Origin of the sequence: Sphingomonas sp. HT-1, from assembly GCF_048568905.1 — a bacterium.
Taxonomy (GTDB): Bacteria; Pseudomonadota; Alphaproteobacteria; order Sphingomonadales; family Sphingomonadaceae; genus Sphingomonas.
The window spans coordinates 556,761-582,627 of sequence record NZ_CP183770.1 but is presented as its reverse complement, the minus strand read 5'-3'; the positions used below and the strand labels follow the sequence as shown (position 1 = coordinate 582,627).

Below are 25,867 nucleotides of genomic sequence, written 5' to 3'. Positions count from 1 at the left end.
AATCTAGCCGGAGGACGATCCTTGCCACGCCATCAAAGCGCGGCGAGAATCGAACCCATCATCTCCTGGAACGTGCGGCCGGAGGTGCGCTCCCCCAGCGCCTTCATTTCCCAGCTATCGCCCGAGCGAACCAGTTTCGCCATGACCTGCCCGGTATGCGAGCCCGCACCGGTCAGATCGTAGCGCGCGAGTTCCTTGCCGTTGGTGGAATCGACAACGCGGCAATACGCATTCTCGATTCGGTCGAAGCTGTCGCCGGTGAAGCTGTTCACCGTGAACACCAAGGTCCGCACATTCGCAGGAAGACGGGTCAGATCGACATTGATCGTCTCATCGTCACCGTCACCGGCACCGGTGCGGTTGTCGCCGCTGTGCACGATGCTGCCGTCATTGCTGGCCAGCTGCCGGAACCAGACCTGGTCGAGGAGATTGCCACCGTCGTCGAACAGCAGGCAGGAGGCGTCCAGATCGATGTCGCCCCCGCCGCCGCCAAGCAGGCCGAACAGCCCCTTGGTTTTGCGCACGTCCCATCCAAGGCCCATCGACACGCGCGTCAATGCGCCGCCACCGGTCTTCTCCAGCCGAACGGACTGGCCCTTTTGCAGACTTACCAAGCAGATTCCCCCTCTGATATCGCGCTACCTTCAAGTGCCAACGGACTATTACAATTCGTATGTCGCTCGCAACAGCGATGAAGGCATTCGGTTCGCTGCGGATTTTCCAGCAACGGAGATTTGACGAAGGCGGACTTTTTGCCTGATATCGGCGTCGTCAACTTCCCAGGGGTTCTCCACTAAATGAAGGTCGAAATAGGCCGATTGCTGTCGCTCCTCGACTATATCGAAGCGGCAGAGCGAGATCGCCTGCCCACCGTCATCGACATGGCCGACTATCGCGGATTCCGGCGCCATGGTGACGAGATCATCAAGCTTCCGGGCGTGCGGGTAAATGTCCGCGATGGCGATGACTCTCTTTGGCTGAGCGTCGAACGGCTCGTACGTCGGCCACCGCCGAGGCCCGCTGATACTGTGCTGAGGGCCTGGATCGACTTATCCGATGATGTTACGGCAGCGCCCCGCCTGCGGTCCGAAATCCCGAACGATGATCCAGGCGGCAATCCTACGCTTCGGCTCGACGAACAGGTGGATCGCGCGCGACTCGAAGCCCAGTTGCTCGGCTATGTCCGCGAGATCTGGTCGCCTTGGGTGCTGGAGGAGCGGCCGCGGCGCTACGCAATCGATCTGTACAACGGCCTGTTCTCGCTTCGTCAACTGCTCGACGGGGGAGCCGAGCAGCCGATCGAATTGGCGTGGGGCATCGGCATCGCCCGGTGGGGGCATCGGGGCGCCAAGCTTCACCATCCGCTGCTTGCGGTGCCGGTCGAGCTGTCGATCAACGATCAGACCCATGCGATCGAGGTGCGTCCGCGCAGCGAATCGCCCGTGAGCATCGAAAGCGATCCGCTCGATGCCCTTGAAGCGCCTTCGGTCGACGCATGGCGCAAAAGCACGCAGCGCCACCTCGATGGGCTGGAGGGCGACGGGCTGAGTCCGTTCGATACGGAGAGCTTTGCTCCGGTACTGCGCCGGGCGGTAGCCCTACTCGATCCCGACGGCCACTATTTGCCCGATTTGGGCGAACGCCATCCACCGGCCGGTGATACGCTGCAAGTGGACGATCGTTGGGTTCTGATCCAGCGCACCCGTCGCGCGACACAGCTGATGGACGACCTGCGCCGCTTTCGTACGGTGATCGAACAGGTCGACGACATCGACGCGATTCCCGCCGCGGTGCGCGTGCTGATCGAACCGCCGGCAGACGTGACCGTCGCCGCAGAATATCCAAGCTATCGCGGCGTATCGACGATACCCGGCATCACCTCTTCGGACGGGTCAGGCGAAGACCTGTTTTTCCCCAAGCCGTTCAATCGCGAGCAGGTCGAGGTGATCCAGCGCCTCGCGACGCGACCGGGCGTAGTAGTCCAAGGCCCCCCGGGCACCGGAAAGACGCACACGATTGCCAACATCGTCAGCCATTATCTGGCCCAGGGAAAGCGCGTGCTGGTCACCTCGCAAAAGGCCCCCCCGCTCAAGGTGCTGCGCGAGAAACTGCCCCCTGCGGTGCGCCCGCTGGCGGTCAGCCTGCTTGAGAGCGATCGCGACGGTCTCAAGCAATTTCAGGAGTCGGTAGACATCATTGCCGATCGCCTGCATCGCACCCGCCCTGCTGAGATCGGCAGACAGATTGCTGCACTCGACGCACGCATCGAAGCACTACACCGCGGACTCGCGGGGATCGATCGCCAGGTGCAAGACATCGGGCGGGGATCGATGACTGCAGCCACGATCGACGGGGTTTCCATCACGCCCGCAGAGGCCGCCCGCCGCGTCGTCGCCGCGGGCGAGCTCTCCGCATGGCTGCCCGATGCGATCGACATCATCGCCTCGCACGAACCCGAATTCGACGACGATTGCATCGCGCGGCTGCGCGTGGCGCGAAAAGCCGCTGGCGAACGGCTGGCCGCCTTGGGTGTCACCCCGCCACCCGAAGCGCTTCCCGACAGCGTGGCCCTGCTGGCGCTGCATCGCGATCTGGTCGAAGTCGATCGCATCGACCAGTCGATCGCCGAAGCCGAAGCGCTATCCGGCGGTTCGACGATCGACACTGTGATCGCCCTGCGCGCCGAGCTGGATGGAATACGCAGCGAGCACGCTGCCGCCGATAGCGCCCCCTATGCGTGTACGGCCGCGGTGCTCCTGCGCTGGCGCATGGACGAGGACGATGCCACGCTGGTCGCGCTTGTCGGGTTGGAGGAGGAAATAGCGGCGCTAGCGGAGGAGAGCCGCCATTTCCTTGTTCGACCGGTAGTGCTGCCCGAGGGAGCCACCACCGACCCTGCGCTGCGCGAAGCGATTGGCAAGCTCGCGCAGGGCGACGATCTTGGGCTGTTCCAGTCGCTCTTCGCGCGGCAATTGAAAGGCCAGATCGCCGCGATCCGGCTTTCCGGACACGCTCCGGCAAATGCCGCTGACTGGACCGATGTCAATCGCTACCTTGCCACGCTCGATCAAGCGCAGCGGCTGAAAGCGGCGTGGAACCATGCCAGCGTACAGGCGGGACTCGATCCCGTTGCCGGAGACGGAGCCGGGATTGCCGAAGCGATGCGGCGGCAGCTTCGGCATCTCACCCAGTTGCGCGACGTTGCCGACCGGGAACGCCGACTGCAGATATCGGTCCGAACGGTCCTGCCCGGCTGGCGCACGCGCATAGCAGGCGATCCCGACGCCAGCGACAGGCTCGCCGCATTGCTCGACCGGCATCTGCGGCGCGAGCGGCTCGCGGCGGCGGAAAGCGAACTCCAGCGGCTCACGACCATGATCGCCGAGATCCAGGGCGATGCAGGCGAAGAACTGCGCGCCATCGTGGCGACGATGGTGGGTCAGCCCGCCGCCGATGAAACACGCCTCGCGCAACGCTGGGCCGCGGTACTGGCCGAGGGCGCCATTCTTCGCCGTCTCGCGCCACAGTTTGCCGAAATACGGCACGTCACCATGCTGATTGAGGAAAGTGGCGCCCCGCAATGGGCACAGCGCCTGCGCAGCGAGCCGGTGACGGGGGTCGAAGATCCGCTCACGCCTGGCGACTGGCGCGCGCGGTGGACGCTGCGCCGGCTGGCAACCTGGCTCCAGCGGATCGACTGCCATGACCGGCTGGCCGCGCTCAGCGGCGAGCGCAGCGACAATGAAGATCAGCTACGCCGCGCATATGAGGAATCGATTGAGCTGCGGACATGGTGCCGACTGGCGGAGAAGGCCAGCGACCAGGTTCGATCCGCGCTCGCCGCCTATGCCCAGGCTATGCGCAAAATCGGGCGCGGCACGGGCATTCGCGCCGGCCGCTATCGCCAAGATGCGCGTGCGGCAGCCGATCGTGCCAAGAACGCGCTGCCCTGCTGGATCATGCCGCATTATCGCGTGTCGGAATCGCTCCCTGCCGAACTCGGATTGTTCGATCTGGTGGTGATCGACGAAGCATCGCAATCGACCGTTGCCGCCTTGCCGGCGCTCCTCCGTGCCAAACAGGTCTTGATCGTCGGGGATGACCGCCAGGTCAGCCCCGACGCCGGTTTCCGCGAAGAAGCGCGGATGAACCTGCTCGCGGACCGCCATCTCGGCGGCCAGGTTGCCGATTACCGCGCGGCGCTTCGCGAAGAGAAATCGCTCTACGATCTGGGCACGGTGGTGTTCGCGGGTGGCGCAATCCTACTCAAGGAGCATTTCCGCTGCGTCGGCCCGATCATCGAATATTCGAAGGCACAATTCTATGCCCACCAGTTGGTGCCGTTGCGCCTGCCCACGGCCTCGGAACGGCTTGACCCGCCCCTGATCGATATTCTGGTCGAGGACGGCTATCGCAAGGGCAAGATCAATCCCCCCGAAGTCGATTGCATCATCGATGCGATCGGGCGGATTGCCGAGGATCCCGCGATGGCGAGCCGCTCGATCGGTGTGACCACATTGCTCGGTCAGGAACAGGCCGTTGCGATCTTGACCGCAATCGAACAGGTGCTCGGTGCAGAGATAATGCTGCGGCACAACATTCGTGTCGGGGAGCCTGCTGCGTTCCAGGGCGACGAACGTGACATCATGTTCTTGTCGCTGGTCGCTGAGCGCGGCAGCTCCGGTCTCTCCGGCCTCGGTTTCGAGCAGCGCTTCAACGTTGCGGCATCCCGCGCGCGGGACCGCATGGTGTTGGTCCGTTCGGTCGAGCTGGAGGACCTGCGCGCGAGCGACAAGTTACGCCGCAGCCTGATCGAGCATTTCCACGCTCCCTTCGCCGGCGAGTCCAGCCTGACAGAGGATCGCCGCGCGAAATGTGAATCTCCGTTCGAGCGCGAAATGTACGATGTGCTCATCGAACGCGGGTATCGCGTCGATACCCAGGTGCCGGTCGGCACAAAGCGCATCGACATGGTGGTGGAAGGCGGCAACGATTCTCGGCTGGCCATCGAATGCGATGGAGATCGCTATCACGGCCCCGAACAATGGCCCGACGACATGGCGCGGCAGCGGATGCTGGAGCGTGCGGGCTGGACGATATGGCGCTGCTTCGCTTCGCGCTTCGTCCGCGAACGCCAGGCGGTGATCGACGAACTGGTCGCCGTACTCACCGCGCGCGGCATCTTGCCCGAGATCGGACAGGATCTGCCGCCCAGTCGCTATACGGAACATCGCCGATGGCGGAGCGTACCGGCGCAACGCGAACCGGTGCCCTATGCGTGGTTAGTCCCGGCAGCCCCGTTTTGACTGGGAACCGCGATCAGCGCCGGCGCTCTGCACGGATCACTGCAACGATTTCCGCGTCGATCTCGGCATCGAAGGGCTGTGCCGCGCCCGTGGCGACATCGATCCAGGTCGTGCTGAAGGGGATGCCCACCTCGTCGCAATAGGACGCGCCGCCGGCCGCGCGCGTGTTGATTTCCAGAATCCGCCAGGCACCGTGGCGATCCTGCTTGTACTGGACGTTGATCGCGCCGTGCAGGCCGAACCTCGCGACAAGCCCGGCGGCATGCGCTATGAGTTCATGACGAGTTTGAATGCGCTGCCGGTTCGCATCGAGCTTGGTTCGCACGGCGGCAAGCATCACCTTGGCCCGGTCGGCGACGATATCCACCGACGCTTCAAGGCCGGGCAGATGTTCCATGACCAGCAGCGACACCTGCTTGCCAGTCGCCTGCGCCTGACGCAGCATCGCCGCATATACTTCAGGCGTGATCCTGCGCGCATCCGGATCGGCCAGATGATCGAAGGATCCTTTCGCATTCAATGTCCAATATCCAGCGCCGTAGATGCCGATCGCTGGCTTGACGCAAGCCAGGGCTCCATTGACGGCGAGGCTTTCGACTGCCGCATCGAACATGGCTGCAGAACGAACCGGAATGGTAGGGCAAAGCATCGGATCGCCGACCAGCGATGCAGTGAATGCTGCCTTGTCCTCTAGCATTTCGAGCGTCGGGGCATCCGCTGCGACGTGTAGGGCAATCCCATTGGAACGGAATCTATCGGCCATCCCGGCAAGCGCAGCCCGTCCCCGTTGCGCGACCAGCGCTTCGACCCGCTTCTCGATCGCTGTGTCGAGAACCCATTGCGGATAGTCTCCGGCAACGTCCGGCTCGTTCCAGAATTCGGGCGCGACATCTCTGACCGGGGAGTCGGCGTCCATCGCGCTCACCGCCAGACGCACGGCAGGGCGCTCCTGAACAATGCGAGCCACGACGTTGCGCAACGAGAACGATTGATTAAACCAGACCTTCATGGTTTTGCGATATCGCTAGGGGAGAGGTCGTCAACCCGTACCGGATGATCGGATGGCGTCTGAGCTCGAAGGCCGTGGTTCCCCGACGTCCCATTAGATTGGCGGTAAGATGGGTGCTCCCAGGCAGACGATGCCGGTACGATCACCCAGCCCTCGCCAGACCAACTTCGCTTCGAATGCAGATGAATTTAGGCATCGCTAGCAAGCATGCTGACGCTACGACATTGCACTGCCCCGCCGCTACGGAGCTCTGGCTAGCAGAATTTCCCAATGAGCTGAGTGCCCAGCGCTTTCACCTCGGGTGCGCCATTTCCTCAAAGACGCAGAAATCCGCCGTTTCCGCATTCACCCGACGGGAGGAAGATGAGAACGAAAGGCGCGTTCTCGGCCGGTCGCTGAAAGGCAGGTTCCCGGCCGCGAAAGGCGGGAAGCTGCCGTTCGATCACCACTGAACAATGGCGGCCCGCGACTGCGACGTTCCGCCGAGATCGACGCCACGTCGGCTGCAGCCGTAACCCGCCATAGGCTGGCCTGACAGCTCACGAGCGACCTTAGCTACTCAGAACCGTTGTAAGAGGTCTCTCTGGAACGGAGGTTCACGGACATTCCCCAGAAGTTGCTTAACCCCTTTCGGAAAGGCATAGCCGCCGGACGTATTCGGCTCGGAGGTCCCATGGCGCTGGTGAAGAAATCGACGTTAGGTGCCCGCGCGCAGGACCGTGCCAAACAGCTGGCCGAGGCACCCCAACCCTCTTCACCGCCGACGCCTCCTCGCGCGCGTGCGGGACGCAAATCGCGACGCCCGGCCAATGCGGTCGACGGTATGGACCAGGCGGTTCAGGAGCTTGCGAGCGGGATCGCCGAGGCCGCCGCCGCGGCCAGTGAGCTACAGCGCTCCGCGGATCACATTGCGAGCAGTGCGGAAGAAGCGGCGGGTGCGGCGCATGAGTCGCTTGGGCTGATCACCTCCCTCAACACCAGTTTCCGGGACGCCAGCGGGCGGGCCGATGCGGCGCGGCACAAGATCGAGGCGGTGCAGGCCGCCTTCTCGGATGTTGGCGGCCAGATCGAAGCTTCGGTCGCGGCGATCGAGTTGAATGCGCAGCGTCAATTGGCCACCGTCGATGCAGTCATCGCGTTGGAAAAGGTCGCGGGAGAGATCGCTGACATCGGCGTCGGCGTGGCCGATCTTTCCGATCAGACAAGCCTTCTCGCGCTCAACGCGACGATCGAGGCCGCGCGCGCAGGCGAAGCGGGCAGCGGGTTCGCTGTCGTCGCCGATGAAGTGCGTGCGCTCGCGGAGACCTCGGAGACGGGTGCGGGGGATGTCCAGCGATTGGCCGAAGGCGTTGCCGTCGCGGTGACGGACATCGCCGAGCGGATGCGTGCCGCTTCCCGCCTTGCAACCGGAGAGGCCGCTGCCGGACGCGACGTCGTGTCGCGCCTGCGCGAGGCACGCGACGCGTTGGCGGGCGTGCGCGCGACAACGCAGGAAATCGTTCAGGCGTCCATGGAGGCAGAGAGCGCAGCCCGCGAGGCGGAACGCGGCGCCGAGCAGATCGCGAGCGCAGCCGAGGAACAGTCTGCGGCAACCGCGCAGGCGCAGCAGGCGCTCGAGCAGCAGAGCGCCTCCCTCGAGCAAAGCCAGCAGACGGCAGACGCCCTTGGCGGCCTGGTGCAGGCGCTGCAGACCAATGGGAGTGACGCAGCCGCCGTCGATCAGGTGGCGGCTGCTGCCGAAGAACTGAGCGCGACCGTGCAGGAACTGTCGGGCGCGTCCGGCGAGATACAGGTCGCGCTCGAACAGATCGCGCGTGGCACACAGATCCAGGCTGCATCGACCATGGAGGCTGATACCGCCATGGGCCAGATCGAGAAATCGGCGGAGGTGCTGCGCGCCGGCGCCTCGGCGGCAGCCGAACGGATCGCAGGCATCGTGGCGGGTGTCCAGGAGAATGGCGATACGATCCGCCGCCTGGTGGCCGGGGTCGAAGACGGTCTTTCGGAAGTTCGCGGCGTGATGGATGCCCTTTCCGCGCTGCGCGGCACTGCGCGCGACATCGAGAAGATTGTCGGGCAGCTCGGCCTGATTTCGGTTCAGACCAACATGCTCGCCGTCAGCGGTGCGGTGGAGGCGACACGCGCCGGCGAAGCGGGGCGCGGCTTCGCAACGGTGGCGAGTGATATTCGCAAACTCGCGCGCGACTCCGCCGGCAATGCCGAGCGCGCCACGGACATCGTGCGCACCATCCAGGATCAGGTCGCCATGGCCCGCCGGGATTTGGAGCAGGTCGTCGGCGCTGCGGAGGTCGAGATCGTCCGCAACCGGGGCGTGGTGGATCGATTCCGATCGGTCGCGGATGAATTGTTGCTTGTCGGCGGCGTCAACGACGCGGTGCTTGCTGCGGCCGATGAAGTGCTTCGATCCGTGCGCGAGATTCGCAGTGGCACGCGTCAGATCGCCGACGCGGCGGAACTGGCGAATGCTGCGGCGGGCGAGGCGGGTGCCGCGGCACGGCAGCAGGCGCAGGGAGCCGAGACACTCGCAGCGGCCATCGAAGAAATCGCCCAGATAGCTGCCGCGCTCAGTCAGAAGGCCGACTGACGATCATGGCGGGGACCGCCGAAGCGCCCGAGAACGTCCTGCTGCTGCGCGTCGGCGGGCAACGGCGCTCGCTTCCGGCGGCAATCATACGTGAAGTCACGCGTTTGCCGAGGCTGACGCGCGTGCCCCATGGTCCGTCAGCGTTGCTGGGGCTGGCCAACATCCGGGGCAAGGTCGTGCCGGTGCTCTCGCTGGCCGAGATGATCGAGCGGCCGCGCGGGAGCGAGCAGCGTTTGATTGTCGTAGAAGACGGCGATCTGTTTGCCCTCGCCGTCGATCGCGCGGACCAGTTGACGCAAGCGGAAGACGCCGCCGATGTGACGCCACTGGACGCCGCTGCGCTGATCGCCGCCAGCACCCCGCCACGAGACGCAAGGCGGGCGCCGCGTATGGAGGTGGAGGACCAGCAGGGAACAGGTGTCACGCCGGCCGACACGGTGGCGTTGGTCGTTTTCAGGCTCGCCGGTCAGGAATTCGCCCTGCCGCTCGATACGATCGACGAAGTGTTGCGCGTGCCACCCGAGGTCGCCCGCATGCCCCATGCGGAAAAAGTAGTGGTCGGCAGCACGGCCGTTCGCGGCGAACTGTTGCCCGTGTTGTCGCTCGGCGCGCTTCTCGCGATGCCGGCTGTCGACCCCGAAGCACGTTCCCGCATCGTGGTGGCGCGGATCGGCGGGAGCCGCGTGGGTCTGCTCGTGGACGCGGTGCGCGGTATCGAGCGCGTGCCGGAGACGGCAATCGATCCGGTGCCCCAGGTGCTGACCCGCGGCAACGCCGAGGCACGCATACAGGCGATCTGCCGTCTCGATGACGGACGCAGGCTGGTGTCGGTGCTGGCGGCCGAGCATTTGCTCCGCCCCGACATCACGGCACGTCTGACGCAGGGTAGCATGGAATGCGATGGCGGCGAGGCGGCGATGGATACGACCAGTGCGCAGTTCCTGCTGTTTCGGATCGGCGAAGGCGTCTTTGGGGTGCCGATCGACGCGGTGGAAGAGGTCGTGGCGCTTTCGGGCAAGCTCGCCCGGCTTCCGAAGGCGCCTTCCTTCGTGAAGGGGGTGATGAACCTTCGCGGCGCGGCGGTACCGGTGATCGATCAGGCGGAGCGCTTTGGCGAAGTGGCCCGCCCGGGACTGCGGCGACGCGTCATCATCGTCCGCATCGGCGACGTTCGCGCTGGCTTCGCCGTCGATGCTGCGTCCGAGATCGTCCGCATCGCATCGGATGCGCTCCAGCCGGCGCCCGAACTCGGCACCGAAGGGACGCGCATCTTCGAATGGGTCGCGGCTCTATCCCAGGGCGAGGAAATCGCGCTGATCGTGTCGCCGCGCGAACTGCTCGACGGTGCCGAACAGGACCTGTTGCGAGGCATGGCCGGCGCATCGTGATAAAGCTGCTGATCGTCGACGACTCGCCGCTCATGCGCCGTCTTCTCGTCGACATTTTCACGGACGCCGGCGACTTCGAGGTCGAGGTCGCACGCAGCGGGGCCGAAGCGCTGCAGCGCCTTGCCGCATTTGCGCCCGACGTGATCACGCTCGACATCCACATGCCGGGCATGGATGGGCTGGCCTGCCTCGATCGCATCATGATCGAGCGGCCCTGCCCGGTGGTGATGGTCTCGTCGCTGACCGCCGCGGGGGCGGATGTGACGCTGCAGGCCATCGAACTGGGTGCGGTCGATTTCATCGCCAAGCCGCGGGGAGCGCTTTCGCTCGAGATCGATACCGTCGTTCCCGCGCTGCTGGAGAAAGTCCGCACCGCGGCTGCCGTCCGCATTTCGCGCGCAACCCGGCTGCGCGAGCGTGTGCAAGCGAGGACGCGTGCCAAACCCCGCACGGTTGCATCGCCGGGACCAAAGGTGGTCCGCAGGAGCGCCGCCGCTGGTCCAATACCCGCCGACGGTCTCGTGCTGGTCGGTTGCTCGACCGGAGGCCCCCCCGCGCTGGACGCCTTGCTCGGCGGCCTGCCGGCCGATTTCCCATGGCCCGTACTCGTCGCCCAGCACATGCCCGCGACCTTTACCGGTCCTCTTGCCCGGCGGCTGGACAAGATGTGTGCGCTCACCGTCACCGAAGTCGCGAGATCGACCGCGCTCGAACCGGGAAACGTCTATATCGGTCGCGGCGACGCGGACCTGATCGTCACCCGTCGCGCGGGCAGCCTTGCGGCGGCTGCCGCGCCCAGCAGTGCCGACCATTTCTGGCATCCCAGCGTCGATCGCATGGTCCAAAGTGCTATGGCGCATCTTCCGCCGGATCAACTAGTTGGCGTGCTGATGACCGGCATGGGAAATGACGGGGCTGCCGCCCTGACGGAACTGAAGACGCGCGGCGGTACCACGCTTGCCGAGTCCAGCGATACCGCCGTCGTCTGGGGTATGCCGGGAGCGCTCGTTGCGGCCGAAGGCGCCTCCATCGTTGCGCCGCTCGAGTGCCTGGCCGCTGAACTGGTTGCGTTGTTCGCGCGATGAGCAGGCGTGATCCGACTGCCAGCGCTCCGTTGCCGGTACTGACAAGCGACGAGATGCAGCGGGTCAGCGCGCTTCTATATCGTTGGACGGGCATGATCTTCGGCGCCAACAAGCGCTATTATATCGAACGCCGCATCGGCGCGCGGATGGTCCGCGCCGGGATCGAGGACGTGCAGGCCTATCTCGGGTTCGCGGAGACGAACGGGCCGGAACGGGAAGCGTTGATCAACGCCTTCACGATCAACGAAACCTATTTCTACCGGGAGGACCATCAGCTTGCTGCGCTGGCTCGCGAGATCCTGCCCGAACTGGTCAGGGAGCGTCGCCCGGGCGATCTGATCCGCATCTGGTCGATGCCCTGCTCGACCGGCGAGGAGGCTTATTCGATCGCGATCTGGCTGCTTGAACACTGGCCACTCGTCGACGCTTACAATATCGAGATCGTGGGATCGGATCTCGACACCGCCGCGATCGAGCTCGCGCGCGCCGGGCGCTATGGCACCCGGGCACTGGCCCGGCTCCCCCAGGACGTCGTCGATCGTTACTTCGAGGCGGAGCATGGCCATCGCAGGAAGATCATCGACGACCTTCGCGAGTCCGTGCGCTTTGTTCCGGCCAATATCGTCGACCGGGCGACGCTGACCGGGCTCGGGCGGTTCGACGTGATCCTGTGCCGTAACTTGCTGATCTATTTCGACGATGATTCCCGTTCCGTCGCGGCTGCGAACATGTTCGAGAGCCTCAACCCCGGTGGCTTCGTCTGCTTGGGGCACAGCGAGTCGATGGCGCGCATCACCGATCGTTTCGCCATGGCTCGCCTTGAGAACGCAATCGTCTATCGTAGGCCGTGATGGACGAGTTGCTGGAACATTTCCTGATCGAAGGACGCGATCTGATGGCTGCCGCGACGGCTGCCCTGGCTTCGCTGGCACACGATCCCGAAGACGCGGCAGCGATCGACGCGGCCTTTCGCGCGATCCACACGCTCAAGGGCTCGGTCGCGATCTTCCCCATGGCGGCTGCCGAACGCACGCTCCATGCCGCCGAAGATGTGTTGGAACGCGCCCGCGAGGAAGGCGCGGCAATCGACGCCAAGGCGAGCGCCGCGCTGGTCGCCTGTCTCGACGCGGTGGACCGCTGGATCGACGAGCTCGAAGCCGCCGGCGCCTTGTCGGACGAGGCGGCGACCCGCGCGGCGAAGCTCATCGGCGATTTGCCCGGGCACGTGCGTCCCGGGCCGTCCGCCGTTGCCGGGCAGACGCCGGAATGGGCAAGGCAGCTAGCCGCACACGCCAACGGCCCGGCAACTGCGTTTCGCTACACGCCCGATGCGGACTGTTTCTTCCGCGGCGACGATCCGCTGGCGGTCGCCGCCGCGATACCCGACCTTCTCTGGTTGCATGTCCGGCCTGCAGCGGAGACCTGGCCGAGCCTCGACGCGCTCGATCCATTCCGGTGCATCTCCATCCTGGAAGGCGTGAGCGGCGCGCCCATCGAGGCGCTCCAGGGGGCCTTCCGTCTCGTGCGGGATCAGGTCGAGTTGCATCCCGTCGCACCCGAAGCCAAGACCGCCCAGGCACGCGAGGCAGGGGCGACGTCGATCATCCGGGTCGATGCGGCCCGGGTCGACGCGCTGGCGGACGGCGTCGCCGAACTGCTCGCCGCCGTCCACGCCCTCGCGCCGCTTTCCCGGGAAGCGGAGCAGTTCGATCCGCAACTCGCCGCGAAGCTACGCACGACACAGGGCGCCGTAGAGCGGGCGGCGGCCGAACTGCGGCGCGGTGTCCATTCCATTCGTCTGGTGCCGCTGGCGCCGGTATTCCGCCGCTTCCCCCGCATGGTTCGGGAGATCGCCGCGGGGCTGAGCAAATCCGTGACCTTCGCCACCAAGGGCGAAACGCTGGAGGTCGACAAGCAGATCGCGGAAGGTCTGTACGAGCCGCTCCTGCACCTGCTCCGGAACGCCGTGGACCATGGCATCGAATTGGCTTCGGACCGAAGCGCTGCGGGCAAGGCGCCGGAGGGAAACATCACCCTTGCGGCGGCGCGCGAGGGAGACGCGGTACTGATCGAGCTAGTCGATGACGGCGCCGGCATCGATCCTGCCAGAATCCGCGAGGTTGCCACAACGCGCGGGTTGCTCGAACCCGAGGCGGCCGAGCGGCTGGAGGATGCGGAAGCACTTCGCCTGATCTTCGCCCCCGGCTTCTCCACGGCCGGGCAGGTTACCGAAGTCTCGGGCCGCGGCGTCGGCATGGATGCCGTTCGGGCAGCGGTCGAGAAGCTTCGCGGGACGATCACGGTCGATAGCACCCTGGGCCAAGGCACCCGCTTCCGGCTTCGCTTTCCGGCCAATGCGCTCACGACGCAGCTCCTCCTCGTCGAGGCCGCCGGCGAGCGCTATGGCGTGCCGTTCGACCAGGTCGTGGAAACCGTGCGGCTCGACGAGACCGCGTTGATGCCCGTTGGTGAGGGCACGGCCTGCGTCCTGCGCGGGCAGACGGTGCCGGTGCTGAGCCTGGCGCGATTGCTGGACGGTCACGAGGTTCGGACGTCCGTCGCAAGGCTGCTCGTCACGCGCGCTTCCGGTGAAACCGTCGCGCTGCGCGTGGATGGCTTTGGCGATCGCATGGAGGCCGCCGTGCGGGCGCCTAGCGGCCTTCTCGCCGGGGTGCGCGGCATCAGCGGAACCACCCTGTTGGGGGATGGCGGCGTCCTGCTCGTCTTGGATCTGAGGGAACTCGCGGCGTGACCGTTCGACTCGCCGGGGATGTGATCTACCTAGAAGGCCGATGCCTTGCCGAGGACGCCGATACGCTTCTGGTCTATCTGCAGGAGTGCCCCAAAGGACATGTCGACATGGCTAGGGTGGAGCGGCTTCATCTGGCAGTATTCCAGATTCTACTGGCTGCAAAGCCTGAGGTTCGCGCTGCGCCGCCACGGGACGGCTTCGTTGCCCGCCACCTGATTGATCTGCTTCTATGACAATCCTCCCCCGGGGTGGTATGGTTATTTCGGGAACGGCTGCGCGGGGGCATGTCGGCCCGAATTTCGGAGTTTTGCATGCCGGTTACCGTGTTGATTGTCGACGACAGCAAGCTAGCGCGCATTGTCGCGGGGAAAGCGTTGGCGGAGATCAAACCTGACTGGCAGAAGGTTGAGGCGAGCGGTAGCGACGAGGCGCTGCGGGTGATCGACGAGCAACCCATTGATGTGGCGCTCATCGACTTCAACATGCCGGAAATGGACGGCCTGGAACTCGCCTCGGCAATTCGTGCGCGACGGCCGGAGATGCCCCTGGCGATCATCACGGCAAATATCCAGGATGAGATCATCGCGCGAGCCCGGGAAGTGGGCGCCGCCTTCGTCGCCAAGCCGGTGACGGTCGAGAGTATCGAAGCGTTTCTTTCAGGTGCAGCGCTACGGTTGCGGATGGCCAAGGCGTGACTCTCGACAATGTGATGCTCGGAGAGCTCGAGCGGGACGCGCTTACCGAGATCGTGAACATCGGCGTGAGCCGAGCAGCGTCGAGCCTTCGTAAAATGATCGGCGATCAGGTCAGCCTGTCGGTGCCCTCGATCGATGTGGTTAGCCAGCACCGTGCGGCGCGGCTCATCGGAGAACGCGAGGATTCCGGCCTCGTAGCAGTACGCCAGGATTTCAGTGGCCCCTTCGCGGGAAGGGCCCTGTTAATCTTCCCGGAAGGCAACAGCCTCGAGCTTGCGCGCGCGGTGACAGGCGACACGCTCACCGGTACAGATCTGATGGAAATGGAGACCGAGGCCCTGACCGAAACGGGCAACGTCATCCTCAATTCCTGTCTCGCCACCATAGCCAACATGCTGAAGCGATCGCTGACAATGACGATCCCGGAGGTTCTCCGGGGCGACAGCGCGACGCTGTTCGATGTGGAGGGCGACGGTGCCACGGACGGTCTGGTGCTTTTTCTCTATATCGATTTTGCTGTGCGGAAGCGCGACATTCGCGGCTACATCGCCATGATCATGGATCTACCGTCGCTTGAAACGATCAAGGAGCTTCTTGACGAGTTCATCGAAAGAGTTGTCGGCAATGATGCCTGAATCGCCATTCTACGCTGGCGGACAAGATCGCGCCTTCATGGCTGCGGTCGGCGCCAGCGGTAGCTGGGATTGGGATATCGCTTCCGACACGCTGCGCGTCGATGCAGCGTTCGCGGAACTATACGGGCTGGAAGCGGAAGCTGCAGTGTCGGCGCTCCCGACGTCCACCTTCTTCAAGGCCATTCACAGCGCCGATCGACCGCGCATTCGTATCGCCATTGCCGGCATCCTGGCCGGTGCAGAGCACTTCTCCAAGGAATTCCGGATCATCGCGCCGGATGGATCGACCTTGTGGATGCACGGGCGCGGCCAGTTGCATCTCGATGCGGACGACGAACCGCTCCGCTTTACCGGTCTTTTCATTGATGTCACCGAGCGGAAACGCACCGAGGAGCGGCTGCGCATCGCCCAGTCTGCGGGCGGAGTCGGAACATTCGAATATATCGACGGTTTCGCCACGGCAGCGGTCTCAGCCGAGTTCTGCCAGTTGCTGGGCCTGCAGCCTGCGACCGCGCTCCCGGTCAAGACCATCAACAATGTGCTCGCCGCCGGCGAGCCGCCGCTGCTTCCTCAGCCGGGAAGCGGCATGATCCCGGATACGCTCGAAGGCGTGTTTTGCGTCGTTCGCCGCGATGACGGCAGGTATCGCTGGATTGCACGTCGCGGCGAAGTGCTGCGCGAAGGGTCGGGCTACCGTTTGATCGGTGTCATCTATGACGTGACGGACGCCAAAGATCAGGAAGCCCGCCTGCGCGAGCTCGCGGAAACGCTGGAGATGCGCGTCCAGCAGGAAGTGGCCGAGCACCGGCAGACCGAAGATGCGCTGCGCCAAGCGCAGAAAATGGAAGCGGTCGGCCAGCTGACCGGGGGTATCGCGCACGACTTCAACAATCTGCTCACCGTCATCATCGGCAATGTCGACACAGCGCTTCGGCGCATGGGGGACGCCGCAGACCCGCGCATTCGCCGCTCGCTGGAGCATGCGCTGAAGGGAGCCGAGCGCGCAGCCGCACTGACGCAGCGCCTTCTCGCCTTTTCCCGGCGACAGCCGCTGGAGCCAAAGACCATCGATGTCGCGCGTGTATTGGACGGTATGACCGATCTGCTCTCGCGCTCGATTTCCGAGGCGATCGCTGTTCGGATCGTCGCGGAACCTGGCCTCTGGGCGGTCGAGGTGGACCCGCACCAGCTCGAAAACGTCATCCTCAACCTGGCGGTGAATGCCCGTGATGCCATGCCGGCGGGCGGCGATCTCACCATCAAGGCAGAGAACATCGAACTGCGGGAGCAGCTTTCGGACGATTGCCCGCCCGGATCTTACGTGGCTATTTCCGTCGCAGACACCGGCACCGGCATGTCGCCTGAGACGATGGCCAAGGTCTTCGACCCGTTCTTCACCACCAAGGAGGTAGGCAAGGGCACCGGCCTCGGGCTCTCGATGGTATATGGCTTCGTCAAGCAGTCAGGCGGGCACATCTCGATCGCCTCGGTGGAGGGGCAAGGCACGACCGTCTGCCTGTATCTCGCGCGCCAGGCGCAAGGGGCTTCGATCGAGACGAAGAGCGACGACGCGGCTCCTGAGACGGGCAGCGCCGACGAGACTATCCTGGTCGTCGAGGACGACGACGACGTGCGGGCCTACACGGCCGGCATCCTGCGCGAGCTCGGCTACCGCGTGATCGAGGCCGACGACGGAGCAGATGCTATAAACCTGCTGGGACGCGACGACCTGGCGATCTCGATGCTGCTGACGGACGTCGTCATGCCCAAGATGTCCGGTCGCGAGCTCGCGGACCGGGCCCATAGTCTCCGCCCGGGCCTTCGCGTGCTGTTCGCGTCGGGGTACCCTAGCGACTTCATGATGAGCGACGGTCGGCTGGCGCCGACGGTGGATCTGATCGCCAAGCCCTTCACCTATGCCGGGCTCGCAACCAAGGTGCGCGAACTGCTCGATCAGCGAACGCACGCGCTTGAACAGGAAGCGAGGAAGCCCAACGCTGTCGTATTGGTCCAGCGCATCGAGCCGTGAACGGTTCCGATTTTCGGCCTCGCGACATCACCCGGTAATCGCGGCAACCGCTGGGCCTGGCCGGTTCCGGCACCACGGTAGTGACGTGAACTAGCGCGAGAACGGGAAAGCCGTGGAACGGTTTCTTTTCCGAAACGTTTTTGCGAGGAACAGGACACAGGGCGGGAAAACCATGCAAAAGGCTAATATGAACGGTTCGAGCACTACGCCGCTCACCGATGAAGAATTCAAGGACCAGCTGCAGAAGGTCATACCGCACCTCCGCGCCTTCGGGCGGGGGCTATGCGGCAACCGCGATACGACGGACGATCTCGTCCAGGAGACCATGCTCAAGGCATGGTCCGCGCGTAGCCGGTTTCAGGCGGGGACGAACTTCAAGGCGTGGGCGTTCACCATTTTGCGGAACCTCTATTTCAGCCAGACGCGTCGCAAGCGTTTCGTGGGGGAGTGGAACGACCTCGTCGCGGATCGCGTCCTGGCCGCGCCGGCCAGTCAGGACAAGACGGTGGAGCTTCGCGACCTGATGCGGGCGCTCCAGCAGATATCCCCTGACCAGCGCGAGGCGATCATCTTGGTTGCCGCGGCAGGCATGTCCTATGAGGAAGTCGCCGAGGTTACCGGCGTGATGCTGGGCACGGTCAAAAGTCGTGTTTCGCGGGCGCGGCTTGCACTGGAGACGCTCATCAATGAAGGCGCCCTCAAAACCAAGCGCCATGACTTCGATAGCACGGAGGGTGCGGTAACCAGCCTTCTCAAGGCGCTGAATGCCATTCAGGCACGCCATGCTCGCAAGGTAGGCCAAGCGGAAGCGGCAGCGCTTCCGATCGCGGCCTGACCGGACGGTTCCGCACGGTCTCCACGTTCCCGAGGGGAAGGCGTGCTCCCAGCGCTTGGCAAAGGCTGGAACCGCGTCGTCTTCATCGCTTCGATCCGGCTAGCGGCAGCACCGGTCCGTCCGGTAGGATGACGCTAGGTCTTTCCAGGGAATCCAAAAAATCCCCAGCGGATAAGCTTGAATGTTAAGGAGCTTGTTGGTTAGGCGATCGCCGCATGTCGGCTTCTGACGCTAGAGCGGGTTCGCGATGGGCGGAATCGCGAGGGATTCCCTTTTCGCTGATCGTGTGATTCATAGGCTGCCGTCACGATGAAGGCGGCAACGGGTTGGCGATCTGGGCAGAGCTACTCGCAGGATTTGCGTGATCGGGTGCTGGCGGCGGTGGACGGCGGGATGCCGGTCCGCGAGGCGGCAGTGATCTTCAAGGTCAGTATTGCCTACATCTACAAGGCGCGGATCCGGCGGCGGCTGACCGGTGATGCCGGGATCAACCCGAACCGCGGCCGTCCCCCGCGCAAGCTCTCCCCAATACAGGAGCTGGCGCTGGCGGCGCACATCCGCTCGCAGCCGGGGATCACGCTGGCGCAGGCGAAAGCGTGGCTGCTGGCCGAACACGGGATCGGGCTCAGCACCGGCGCGATGTGGAACGCGGTTCGGCGGCTCGGCCTGTCGTTTAAAGAAAGCCCTGCACGCAGCCGAGCAGGAGCGGTCCGACGTGGCGGCACGTCGCAAGCTGTGGCGGGCAGCCCAGCCGTTCATCGACCCTGAGAGCCTCGTCTTCCTCGACGAGACGGGGGTAAACACCAAGATGGCGCGGCTCTATGGCTGGGCGCCGGTCGGCGAACGTTGCCGCGATCGCGTGCCGTTCGGACACTGGAAGACGATGACCTTCATCGCCGGCCTGCGCCTGACGGGCATGACCGCGCCCTGGGGGCTCGATGGGCCGATGGATGGCGATGCCTTCCGGGTCTATATCCGCGACGTCCTGGCACCCACGCTCCGACGCGGCGATGTCGTGGTGCTCGACAATCTGCCCGCACACAAGGTCGCCGGCATCCGCGAGGCGATCACCGCCCGGCGCGCCCAACTCTTCTACCTGCCCCCGTACAGCCCCGACATGAACCCGATCGAGATGGCCTTCGCCAAGCTCAAGGCGCTCCTGCACCAGCAGCCAGCCCGAACCGTCGATGCCCTTATCGAGCGCATCGGCGACCTGCTTGATCGCTTCCCTCCCCACGAATGTGCCAACTTCTTCCACGCCGCCGGGTATCAACGGTCAATGTGAAAATGCTCTAGCAGGGAGAATTGAGAGTGGACGAAATTAGGGGTCCTCGCGATCCCCGCGCATTCAAGACCTTGGACCGGTTCCTGGACGAGGACGGGATCCGCGAAGAAGTCACCGCCGCCGCCCTGAAACGGGTCATCCCTTTGCGCTGCGCGAGGCGATGCAGGCAGAACGCCTTACCAAGGCAGCTATGGCCGAGCGCATGAGCACCAGCCGCAAACAGCTGGATCGTGTTCTCGACCCCAACGAGCACAATGTGACGCTCGAAACGCTCGCACGTGCAGCGCATAGCGTGGGCAAGATCTTGAAGGTGGAGTTGGTCTGAGCGGATCGCTCAATCTCCGAAGTCCGCATTCAGGGTTTTTCTGCGCTGCGAGGCGCCCGGATGAACGCATTCCAGACATCAGCGGTCAAACCCGACCAGGATTTCCCAATGATTTGAGTGCCCAACGCTTTCATGCCGGGTGCGCCAACGGTTTTCCGCAGACCGCCGATCCGATTGCCTCCCTGTTCTTTCGGCGGGTTGCCCCCGCATCCGATAGGCCGCACCGTTTCGGGGACATTCATGGCGACGGATCAGCGGAGTACGGGATGCGCGATGCAGTAGTGATCTTGTCCGGAGTTCGCACCGCTATCGGAGACTTTGGCGGGACGCTGAAGGACGTGCCCGCAGCGGAGCTCGGGAGGATCGTGATCGCGGAAGCAGTGCGTCGCGCCGGAATCGCACTTGCAGAGGTCGACCATGTGGTGATGGGCCAGGTGATCCCCACAAGACCTCAAGACGCCTATCTCGCGCGCGTCGCCGCGCTGGCGGCAGGTATCCTCGTCGGAACGCCTGCGCTCACCCTCAACCGGCTCTGCGGATCGGGGGTGCAGGCGATCGTTTCCGCAAGCCAGATGATCCTGCTCGGCGATGCCGCATTCGCGGTCGCCGGCGGGGCGGAGAACATGAGCCAGGCACCGCACCACGTGCACGCCGCACGCTTCGGCCAGAAGATGGGGCCGGTGACGATGCACGACGCGCTGACCCAGACGCTGGCCGATCCGATCGACGGGTTTCATATGGGCATCACCGCAGAAAACGTCGCCGCGCGGAACGGCATTGACCGCGCGGCGCAGGACGCGCTCGCCGCCGAGGGGCATCGCCGCGCCGCCCGCGCCATCACCGAGGGACGGTTCGCGGAACAGATCGTCCCGGTCGAGATCGCGACGCGCAAGGGCATGGTACGCTTCGATACCGACGAGCATGTCCAACGAGACGGCGAAGCTGCCGCGCGGCGTAGTTGGTCCGTTCGTCAACGACGAATATGGCGACGTGACCTTCGCGCTCTATGCGCTCCAGGCGAAAGGCGAGCCCCAGCGCTACCTGGCGCGCGAGGCCGAGACGCTGCGTCAGCGGCTGCTCCATGTGGCCGGCGTCAACAAGATCAACATCGTCGGCGAGCGCTCGCAGCCGCCAAGGCAAACAGCGCGCTGGCGCCGATCTTCCCGATCATGATCTTCCTGATGATGATCGTGATCATCCTGCAGGTTCGCAGCCTGTCCGCGATGGGGATCGTACTCGCCACCGCCTCGCTGGGCCCTATCGGCGTCGTCCCCACGCTGCTCGTGACCGGCCAGCCGTTCGGCTTCAACGCCATCTTGGGGCTGATCGCACTTGCCGGCATCCTGATGCCCAACACGCTGATCTTGATCGGCCAGATCCACGACAACGAGAAGCTGGGGATGAACCCTTATGACGCGGTGGTGGAAGCAACGGTGCAGCGGTCACGACCGGTGGTCCTCACCGCGCTGGCGGCGGTGCTGGCCTTCATGCCGCTGATCCAGTCAGTCTTCTGGGGCTCGATGGCGGTTACGCTGATCGGCGGCACCCTGGGCGGCACGATCCTGACGCTGGTGTTCCTGCCGGCGCTCTACGCGCTACGGACCTGAACGGACGCGTCTGTATCGGAAGCGCCGGCTCACCTGGCTCCTCGGGTTAGTTCATAGCGAATTTCCCAATGATCTGAGTGCCCGGCGCTTTCACCTCGGGGCGCCCTTCCCGACAACGGGCTGTTTGCGGCCGCTCCATGTTTGACGGGCTAAGACGTCAATGGGCCTGGGATCCCCTGGGACCATACCGCCAGCCAATTCTCTGTTGCGTCAGATGGTACCGCTCGGCTGCTGCGTGAATCCCAACGCCATCCTGCGAACGGCTCGATGTTGTCGCAGCGGTCAAGGCGTGCTGGTCGGCTGGACCGCCTTGAAAAAGCTCGCTTCGGTGATCGCGGCGCCGTGAGGTCTTTTCGCAGCGTGGGTGCTGCCGTGCCGTCGGTCATCACTACCGGACGGATTTTGCCGTCGCCTGCGTAGCGCACGCGATCGATCGCTATTTGTCGCTTTCCCACATAGGGGCCCGGGCCGCGCGCACGCTCCCAGCGGTGATAGACGATCAGCCATTCACCGTACGGGGTACGCACGAAGCTGTGATGACCGGGTCCCTGATGTCGCGCGTCGCTCCTCAGAACCGCGCCACGATAGACCCAGGGGCCGGTCGGCGAGCGCGCGGTGGCATAGTGCACCGAATAGTCAGGGCCGTTCCAACGCCCATGACTGTACGACAGATAATAGGTGCCGCCACGCACATGCATGAACGCACCCTCCGTAAATCGGGGCGGCGTCGCGACCGGTACCTCGCGGGCGATACTCGTCATGTCGGCACGGAGTTCCCAAAGGCGCAGCTTCGCGCCCGCGCTGCCGCCTGCGTAGAGGAAGGCCTTGCCCGTGCGGGGATCGACAAACACCATCGGATCGATAGCTTCGAACCCGTGTCCGCCATCGTCGATCAAGGGGTGTCCGAAGTCGCGATATGGCCCCTCCGGCCGATCTGCGACGGCCACACCGATGCGGCTGGGCGTCGGGTTCTGCGGCCCGACCGAGAAGTAAAGATAGTAGCGGCCGCCCCGTGTAGCGATCGCCGGCGCCCAGAGAAAATGAGCGGGTGCCCCGTCCTCCTGGATCCAGGTGATCTGGTCGCGGCGGATCAGCTCGCCGCGCGCCCGCCAACGCCGCAGGTCACGCGAGGAGAAGGCGCCGAAGCGGTCTGCGGCCCAACTGCCGCCGGGGCCGCCGGTCGGGAAGATCCATAGCTCGTTGCCGATGAAGACGGCGTGGGGGTCGGCGCCGGTGAATTGCGGATTGTCGGCGAGCGCCGTGCCCGCGAGGATCGCGGCCAGTCCGCATCCCAGGATGAAGCGTCGCATGCCATGTCCTCACCTGGCAGTGTCGAAGAGGGCGCAGCACCATGGCCGCGCCCTGCGGTCTTCCGTCCGCCCGGTCAGAAGCGGAAGCGGACGCCCAGCGAATAGGCGCGCTCGAGATACAGCACCTGCCGCGTGTAGCTGTCGCCAGTGTCGAACTGGCGATAGCGCTGCAGCGGGTTGCCGAGCACGTTGATCACGTCGAACGCGATCGTGATGTTCTCGACCGGGGTGACCGTCGCCGACAGGTCGAGCTGGCCGCGGCCCTTCTCGATCACCGGGTGGGCGATCGGGTCGAGCGCCTCGAGGCTGTAGAAGGACACGAACTTCGAGCGGTAGTTATAGGCGACCCGCGCCGAGAATTGCGGCTTCTCGTACAGGGCGACGATGTTGCCCGACCATTTCGACACGCCCGGGAAGGCCTGCTGGCGGTTGCCATAGGTCGCGGCGAAATTGGGGACCAGGTCGCCCTTGGCGTCGATATAGGTGCCGTTGGCCTGGACGCCGAAGCCCTTGGCCCAGTCCGGCAGCCCGTCGATGTCGAGGAAGCTGGTGAAGGTCAGCTCGGCGCCCTGCAGCTTGGTCTTGCCGAGATTGACCGGCGAGGCGAGCCGCAGGCCGGGCTGGGTGCGATCGTCGATCGTGGCTAGGAAGCCGTTGGCGTCGTGGCGGAAGATCGCGGCGGTGAACGATCCCGACCGCGAGAAGTACCATTCGAGGCTGGCGTCGTAATTGTCCGAGGTCAGCGGCTTGAGGTACGGATTGCCCGACGATCCGCCGCGGCGCAGGCGCTCGACGCATTCGGGGGCGGTGGCATCGGCGAGGCAGGGATCGCCGGGGGCGAGGATCACCGGCTGGCCGAGCGAGGTGTTCGGCCGCAGGTCGAAGAAATTGGGCCGGGTGCGCGTCTGGGTGAAGGCGAGGCGCAGCTGCAGCTTGTCGGTGAAGGCGATGCGGGCGCTCGCGTTCGGCAGATAGTCGGTATAGTCGTTGCTGGCGCTCACCGGCGGGTTGGTGACGACGCCGCCGGCATCCTCCACGCGGGAGAAACCGTTGATCTGCGTCTTGGTCTTCACCGCGCGCAGGCCGACCACACCGTCGATGATCGTGTTGCCCAGATCGAAGCCGTATTTCACCTGGGCATAAGCGGCGTAGGACTTCTCGTTGGCGCGGAACGTCTCGGCCGGGTTGAACGGCGGGATGCCGGCCGGCGCACCGAAGAAGCTGCGCAGCGCCGGAAGATTGTCGCGGATGCTGTCGCGCGTGCTGGCGGCATAGACGACGTTGGGCTGCACGTCGTTATAGGCGAAGCCCGGCCGCGTGGGGCGCACATCGGCGCCCGGCAAGGACGTCAGCGGAACGCGGCCGGCTTCGTTGTTGATGTAGAGATTGCCGAGGTCGCGGCCCGCGTTGCGATCGGAATAGCGCAGGCCGACATCGATGCGCTTGAGGAAGCCGGCATCGAAGTCATAGGACAGATCGGTGCGCGCCTGCCAGTCGGTGCCACTCACCACCAGAAGCTCCTGCCACAGGCCGCGGCTGATAAAGTTGGCCGGATCGGTGAGGCTGAAGTTGACGAAGCGCTGGGTCGGGCCGCCGTCCACCGGCGCCTCGAACTGCACTTCGCGCACGGGCGAGCTGGCCGCGGCATAGTCGATGTTCACGTTGTTCGCGGTGTACGTGCTGTCGGTGTACGCGACGTCCGCCGAAATGCGCAGCCGGTCGCGCGTCCAAATCGCGCCGCCGCCGCCCTGATAAGTATCGGTGTGGCCGTTGAACGAACCGCTATAGCCGTCCGGCCGCGACGCGCCGCTCACCGTCATGCTGGCGATCTTGTTGCTGTTCTGCTGCGTCGTGATGTTCGACAGCTGCAGTCCGTCGCCGAAGATCGGTATGAACATGAAGCGGTTGTAATCGCGCGAGCGGAACCCCTGAAACAGGCCGTCGGCATAGATTTCGAGCTCGGGCGTCGGCTTCCACTGGAAGGCGGCGTTGGCCGAGGGGCGCCAGCGGTCGCCATAGCCGAGAAAGATCCCCTGCGCATCGGGATAGCGCAGCCCCGCCTGACCGGCAGGCGCGTTGCCGGCGTTGGTGGTCGCGATCACCAGCGACTGTTCGCGGGTCGAATCGAGGAAGTTGACGCCGACATAGGACCCATTCACCAGAAGGCCCATTTCGCCGATCCCAGTGTCCCACCGGTCGCTGATCAGGAGGTTCCCGTTCCAGGTCGTGCCCTTCGACTGCTGCGACAGCACCCCGTTGAGCGAGCCTGAGACCTCGAAGCCCTTGAAGTCGAAGGGCCGCCGGCCGCGCACGTTCACTGCGCCCGCGATGCCGCCTTCGATCTGACTGGCGAGGCCGGACTTGTACACTTCCAGCGCCGCCACGGTGCCGGCCGGAAAGTCCTGGATCGCGACATAGCGGCCTTCCGCGGTGAAGATCTGGCGGCCGTTATAGGTGGTGGTCAGGTCCGGCAGGCCGCGCACGGTCACGCCGGCGGCTTCACCGGCGCCGCGGGTGACGTTGACGCCAGCAATGCGCTGGAGCGCCGAGGAGGCGAAGGTGTCCGGGAGCTTGCCGATATCCTCCGCAACGATCGCATCGACGATGCCGTCCGAGTTGCGCTTGATCGACTGCGCCGACTGCAAGCTGCGACGAAGGCCGGTGACGATGATCGCCTCCCCGGGCGCCATTTCCTGCACGGCAGGCGCGGGCGACGCGGGATTGATGCTGTCGGCGCTGGACGTCTGCGGCTGGGGCGCGCCCTGGACGCTCTGGGCAGATGCCGCCGGTGGAAGCGAGAGCCCGACAACAAAGGAGACGGACGCGCACAAAAGCGGCTTGATGGTCATTGCAACCTCCCCTGTTCTCCCGCGTCGTTGCGTGGGATTGCTTGTTATGGTGCACAATCCGCAGCGAGGACGGTGCTTGCCGTGTATTTATCAGACCTAACGCCGAACACCGGCAAAACCTTCATAACATATGTGATTTTGGTATTTGTAAG

Annotated in this window: 18 protein-coding genes; 14 read left to right on the top strand and 4 right to left on the bottom strand. The window is 64.9% G+C overall.

Annotated features, from left to right (window positions below; translation table 11 throughout):
- Positions 1-32: 32 nt before the first annotated feature.
- Positions 33-614, bottom strand: a complete 582-nt coding sequence (locus tag ACNFJ7_RS02755) for a TerD family protein (protein ID WP_026009327.1) — start codon at positions 612-614, stop codon at positions 33-35.
- Positions 615-797: 183 nt separating this feature from the next.
- Here ACNFJ7_RS02755 and ACNFJ7_RS02750 point away from each other — a divergent pair, with 183 nt between their 5' ends.
- Positions 798-5,306, top strand: coding sequence for an AAA domain-containing protein (locus ACNFJ7_RS02750; RefSeq protein ID WP_019370612.1), 4,509 nt, complete (start codon positions 798-800; stop codon positions 5,304-5,306).
- Between the two features lie 13 nt (positions 5,307-5,319).
- On the opposite strand, the gene ACNFJ7_RS02745 is transcribed toward ACNFJ7_RS02750, so the two are convergent.
- A complete protein-coding gene (locus tag ACNFJ7_RS02745; protein WP_019370611.1) occupies positions 5,320-6,315 on the bottom strand; it encodes an ATP-grasp domain-containing protein in 996 nt (331 codons plus the stop codon).
- 673 nt (positions 6,316-6,988) lie between these two features.
- Here ACNFJ7_RS02745 and ACNFJ7_RS02740 point away from each other — a divergent pair.
- From ACNFJ7_RS02740 to ACNFJ7_RS02680, 13 genes are all read left to right on the top strand, one after another.
- On the top strand, positions 6,989-8,920 hold the full coding sequence (locus ACNFJ7_RS02740) for a methyl-accepting chemotaxis protein (protein WP_026009326.1): 1,932 nt from the start codon (positions 6,989-6,991) through the stop codon (positions 8,918-8,920).
- Positions 8,921-8,925: 5 nt separating this feature from the next.
- Positions 8,926-10,308 (top strand): chemotaxis protein CheW, encoded by a 1,383-nt coding sequence (locus ACNFJ7_RS02735; RefSeq protein WP_019370608.1) that lies wholly within the window; start codon positions 8,926-8,928, stop codon positions 10,306-10,308.
- Entirely contained in the window at positions 10,305-11,393 is a 1,089-nt protein-coding gene (gene cheB, locus ACNFJ7_RS02730) for a chemotaxis-specific protein-glutamate methyltransferase CheB (protein ID WP_019370607.1), read from the top strand. Before ACNFJ7_RS02735 ends, cheB begins: the two co-directional genes overlap by 4 nt.
- A complete protein-coding gene (locus ACNFJ7_RS02725) occupies positions 11,390-12,244 on the top strand; it encodes a CheR family methyltransferase (protein ID WP_026009325.1) in 855 nt (284 codons plus the stop codon). The genes cheB and ACNFJ7_RS02725 overlap by 4 nt, the downstream gene beginning before the upstream one ends.
- Complete coding sequence (locus ACNFJ7_RS02720; RefSeq protein ID WP_019370605.1) at positions 12,244-14,145, top strand: chemotaxis protein CheA; 1,902 nt, start codon at positions 12,244-12,246, stop codon at positions 14,143-14,145. The genes ACNFJ7_RS02725 and ACNFJ7_RS02720 overlap by 1 nt, the downstream gene beginning before the upstream one ends.
- A complete protein-coding gene (locus ACNFJ7_RS02715) occupies positions 14,142-14,378 on the top strand; it encodes a hypothetical protein (protein ID WP_082664454.1) in 237 nt (78 codons plus the stop codon). Before ACNFJ7_RS02720 ends, ACNFJ7_RS02715 begins: the two co-directional genes overlap by 4 nt.
- A 78-nt stretch (positions 14,379-14,456) precedes the next feature.
- The gene (locus ACNFJ7_RS02710) at positions 14,457-14,840 is read left to right on the top strand and encodes a response regulator (protein WP_019370603.1); all 384 of its coding nucleotides are present in this window, start codon (positions 14,457-14,459) and stop codon (positions 14,838-14,840) included.
- Positions 14,841-14,854: 14 nt separating this feature from the next.
- Positions 14,855-15,475: a chemotaxis protein CheX gene (locus tag ACNFJ7_RS02705; RefSeq protein ID WP_037513969.1), complete on the top strand. Its 621-nt coding sequence runs from the start codon at positions 14,855-14,857 to the stop codon at positions 15,473-15,475.
- 145 nt (positions 15,476-15,620) lie between these two features.
- Positions 15,621-17,504: an ATP-binding protein gene (locus ACNFJ7_RS02700; protein ID WP_236704459.1), complete on the top strand. Its 1,884-nt coding sequence runs from the start codon at positions 15,621-15,623 to the stop codon at positions 17,502-17,504.
- Between the two features lie 187 nt (positions 17,505-17,691).
- Complete coding sequence (locus ACNFJ7_RS02695; RefSeq protein WP_019370600.1) at positions 17,692-18,339, top strand: sigma-70 family RNA polymerase sigma factor; 648 nt, start codon at positions 17,692-17,694, stop codon at positions 18,337-18,339.
- A gap of 309 nt (positions 18,340-18,648) precedes the next feature.
- A protein-coding gene (locus tag ACNFJ7_RS02690; RefSeq protein ID WP_152997812.1) for an IS630 family transposase occupies positions 18,649-19,624 on the top strand; the annotation gives its coding sequence in 2 pieces (ribosomal slippage) (positions 18,649-19,011 and positions 19,013-19,624; 975 coding nt in all).
- Positions 19,625-19,784: 160 nt separating this feature from the next.
- On the top strand, positions 19,785-19,949 hold the full coding sequence (locus ACNFJ7_RS02685; protein WP_019370597.1) for an XRE family transcriptional regulator: 165 nt from the start codon (positions 19,785-19,787) through the stop codon (positions 19,947-19,949).
- Positions 19,950-20,215: 266 nt separating this feature from the next.
- Positions 20,216-21,556, top strand: coding sequence for an efflux RND transporter permease subunit (locus tag ACNFJ7_RS02680; RefSeq protein WP_201785390.1), 1,341 nt, complete (start codon positions 20,216-20,218; stop codon positions 21,554-21,556).
- 149 nt (positions 21,557-21,705) lie between these two features.
- Here the strand turns inward: ACNFJ7_RS02680 and ACNFJ7_RS02675 are convergent, their stop codons facing one another.
- Positions 21,706-22,866 (bottom strand): family 43 glycosylhydrolase, encoded by a 1,161-nt coding sequence (locus tag ACNFJ7_RS02675; RefSeq protein WP_019370593.1) that lies wholly within the window; start codon positions 22,864-22,866, stop codon positions 21,706-21,708.
- 74 nt (positions 22,867-22,940) lie between these two features.
- Positions 22,941-25,715 carry a TonB-dependent receptor gene (locus ACNFJ7_RS02670; protein ID WP_019370592.1) on the bottom strand — a complete coding sequence of 925 codons (2,775 nt, stop codon included), beginning with the start codon at positions 25,713-25,715 and terminating at the stop codon, positions 22,941-22,943.
- Positions 25,716-25,867: the final 152 nt, after the last annotated feature.

What these genes read in the sequence shown, in the direction of transcription:
- ACNFJ7_RS02670 (WP_019370592.1), bottom strand. Translation starts at nt 25,715, where the DNA reads ATGACCATCAAGCCGCTTTTGTGCGCGTCCGTCTCCTTTGTTGTCGGG.
- ACNFJ7_RS02675 (WP_019370593.1), bottom strand. Translation starts at nt 22,866, where the DNA reads ATGCGACGCTTCATCCTGGGATGCGGACTGGCCGCGATCCTCGCGGGC.
- ACNFJ7_RS02745 (WP_019370611.1), bottom strand. Translation starts at nt 6,315, where the DNA reads ATGAAGGTCTGGTTTAATCAATCGTTCTCGTTGCGCAACGTCGTGGCT.
- ACNFJ7_RS02710 (WP_019370603.1), top strand. Translation starts at nt 14,457, where the DNA reads ATGCCGGTTACCGTGTTGATTGTCGACGACAGCAAGCTAGCGCGCATT.
- ACNFJ7_RS02695 (WP_019370600.1), top strand. Translation starts at nt 17,692, where the DNA reads ATGAACGGTTCGAGCACTACGCCGCTCACCGATGAAGAATTCAAGGAC.
- ACNFJ7_RS02750 (WP_019370612.1), top strand. Translation starts at nt 798, where the DNA reads ATGAAGGTCGAAATAGGCCGATTGCTGTCGCTCCTCGACTATATCGAA.
- ACNFJ7_RS02735 (WP_019370608.1), top strand. Translation starts at nt 8,926, where the DNA reads ATGGCGGGGACCGCCGAAGCGCCCGAGAACGTCCTGCTGCTGCGCGTC.
- ACNFJ7_RS02705 (WP_037513969.1), top strand. Translation starts at nt 14,855, where the DNA reads ATGCTCGGAGAGCTCGAGCGGGACGCGCTTACCGAGATCGTGAACATC.
- ACNFJ7_RS02725 (WP_026009325.1), top strand. Translation starts at nt 11,390, where the DNA reads ATGAGCAGGCGTGATCCGACTGCCAGCGCTCCGTTGCCGGTACTGACA.
- ACNFJ7_RS02680 (WP_201785390.1), top strand. Translation starts at nt 20,216, where the DNA reads ATGCGCGATGCAGTAGTGATCTTGTCCGGAGTTCGCACCGCTATCGGA.
- ACNFJ7_RS02720 (WP_019370605.1), top strand. Translation starts at nt 12,244, where the DNA reads ATGGACGAGTTGCTGGAACATTTCCTGATCGAAGGACGCGATCTGATG.
- ACNFJ7_RS02685 (WP_019370597.1), top strand. Translation starts at nt 19,785, where the DNA reads ATGCAGGCAGAACGCCTTACCAAGGCAGCTATGGCCGAGCGCATGAGC.
- ACNFJ7_RS02740 (WP_026009326.1), top strand. Translation starts at nt 6,989, where the DNA reads ATGGCGCTGGTGAAGAAATCGACGTTAGGTGCCCGCGCGCAGGACCGT.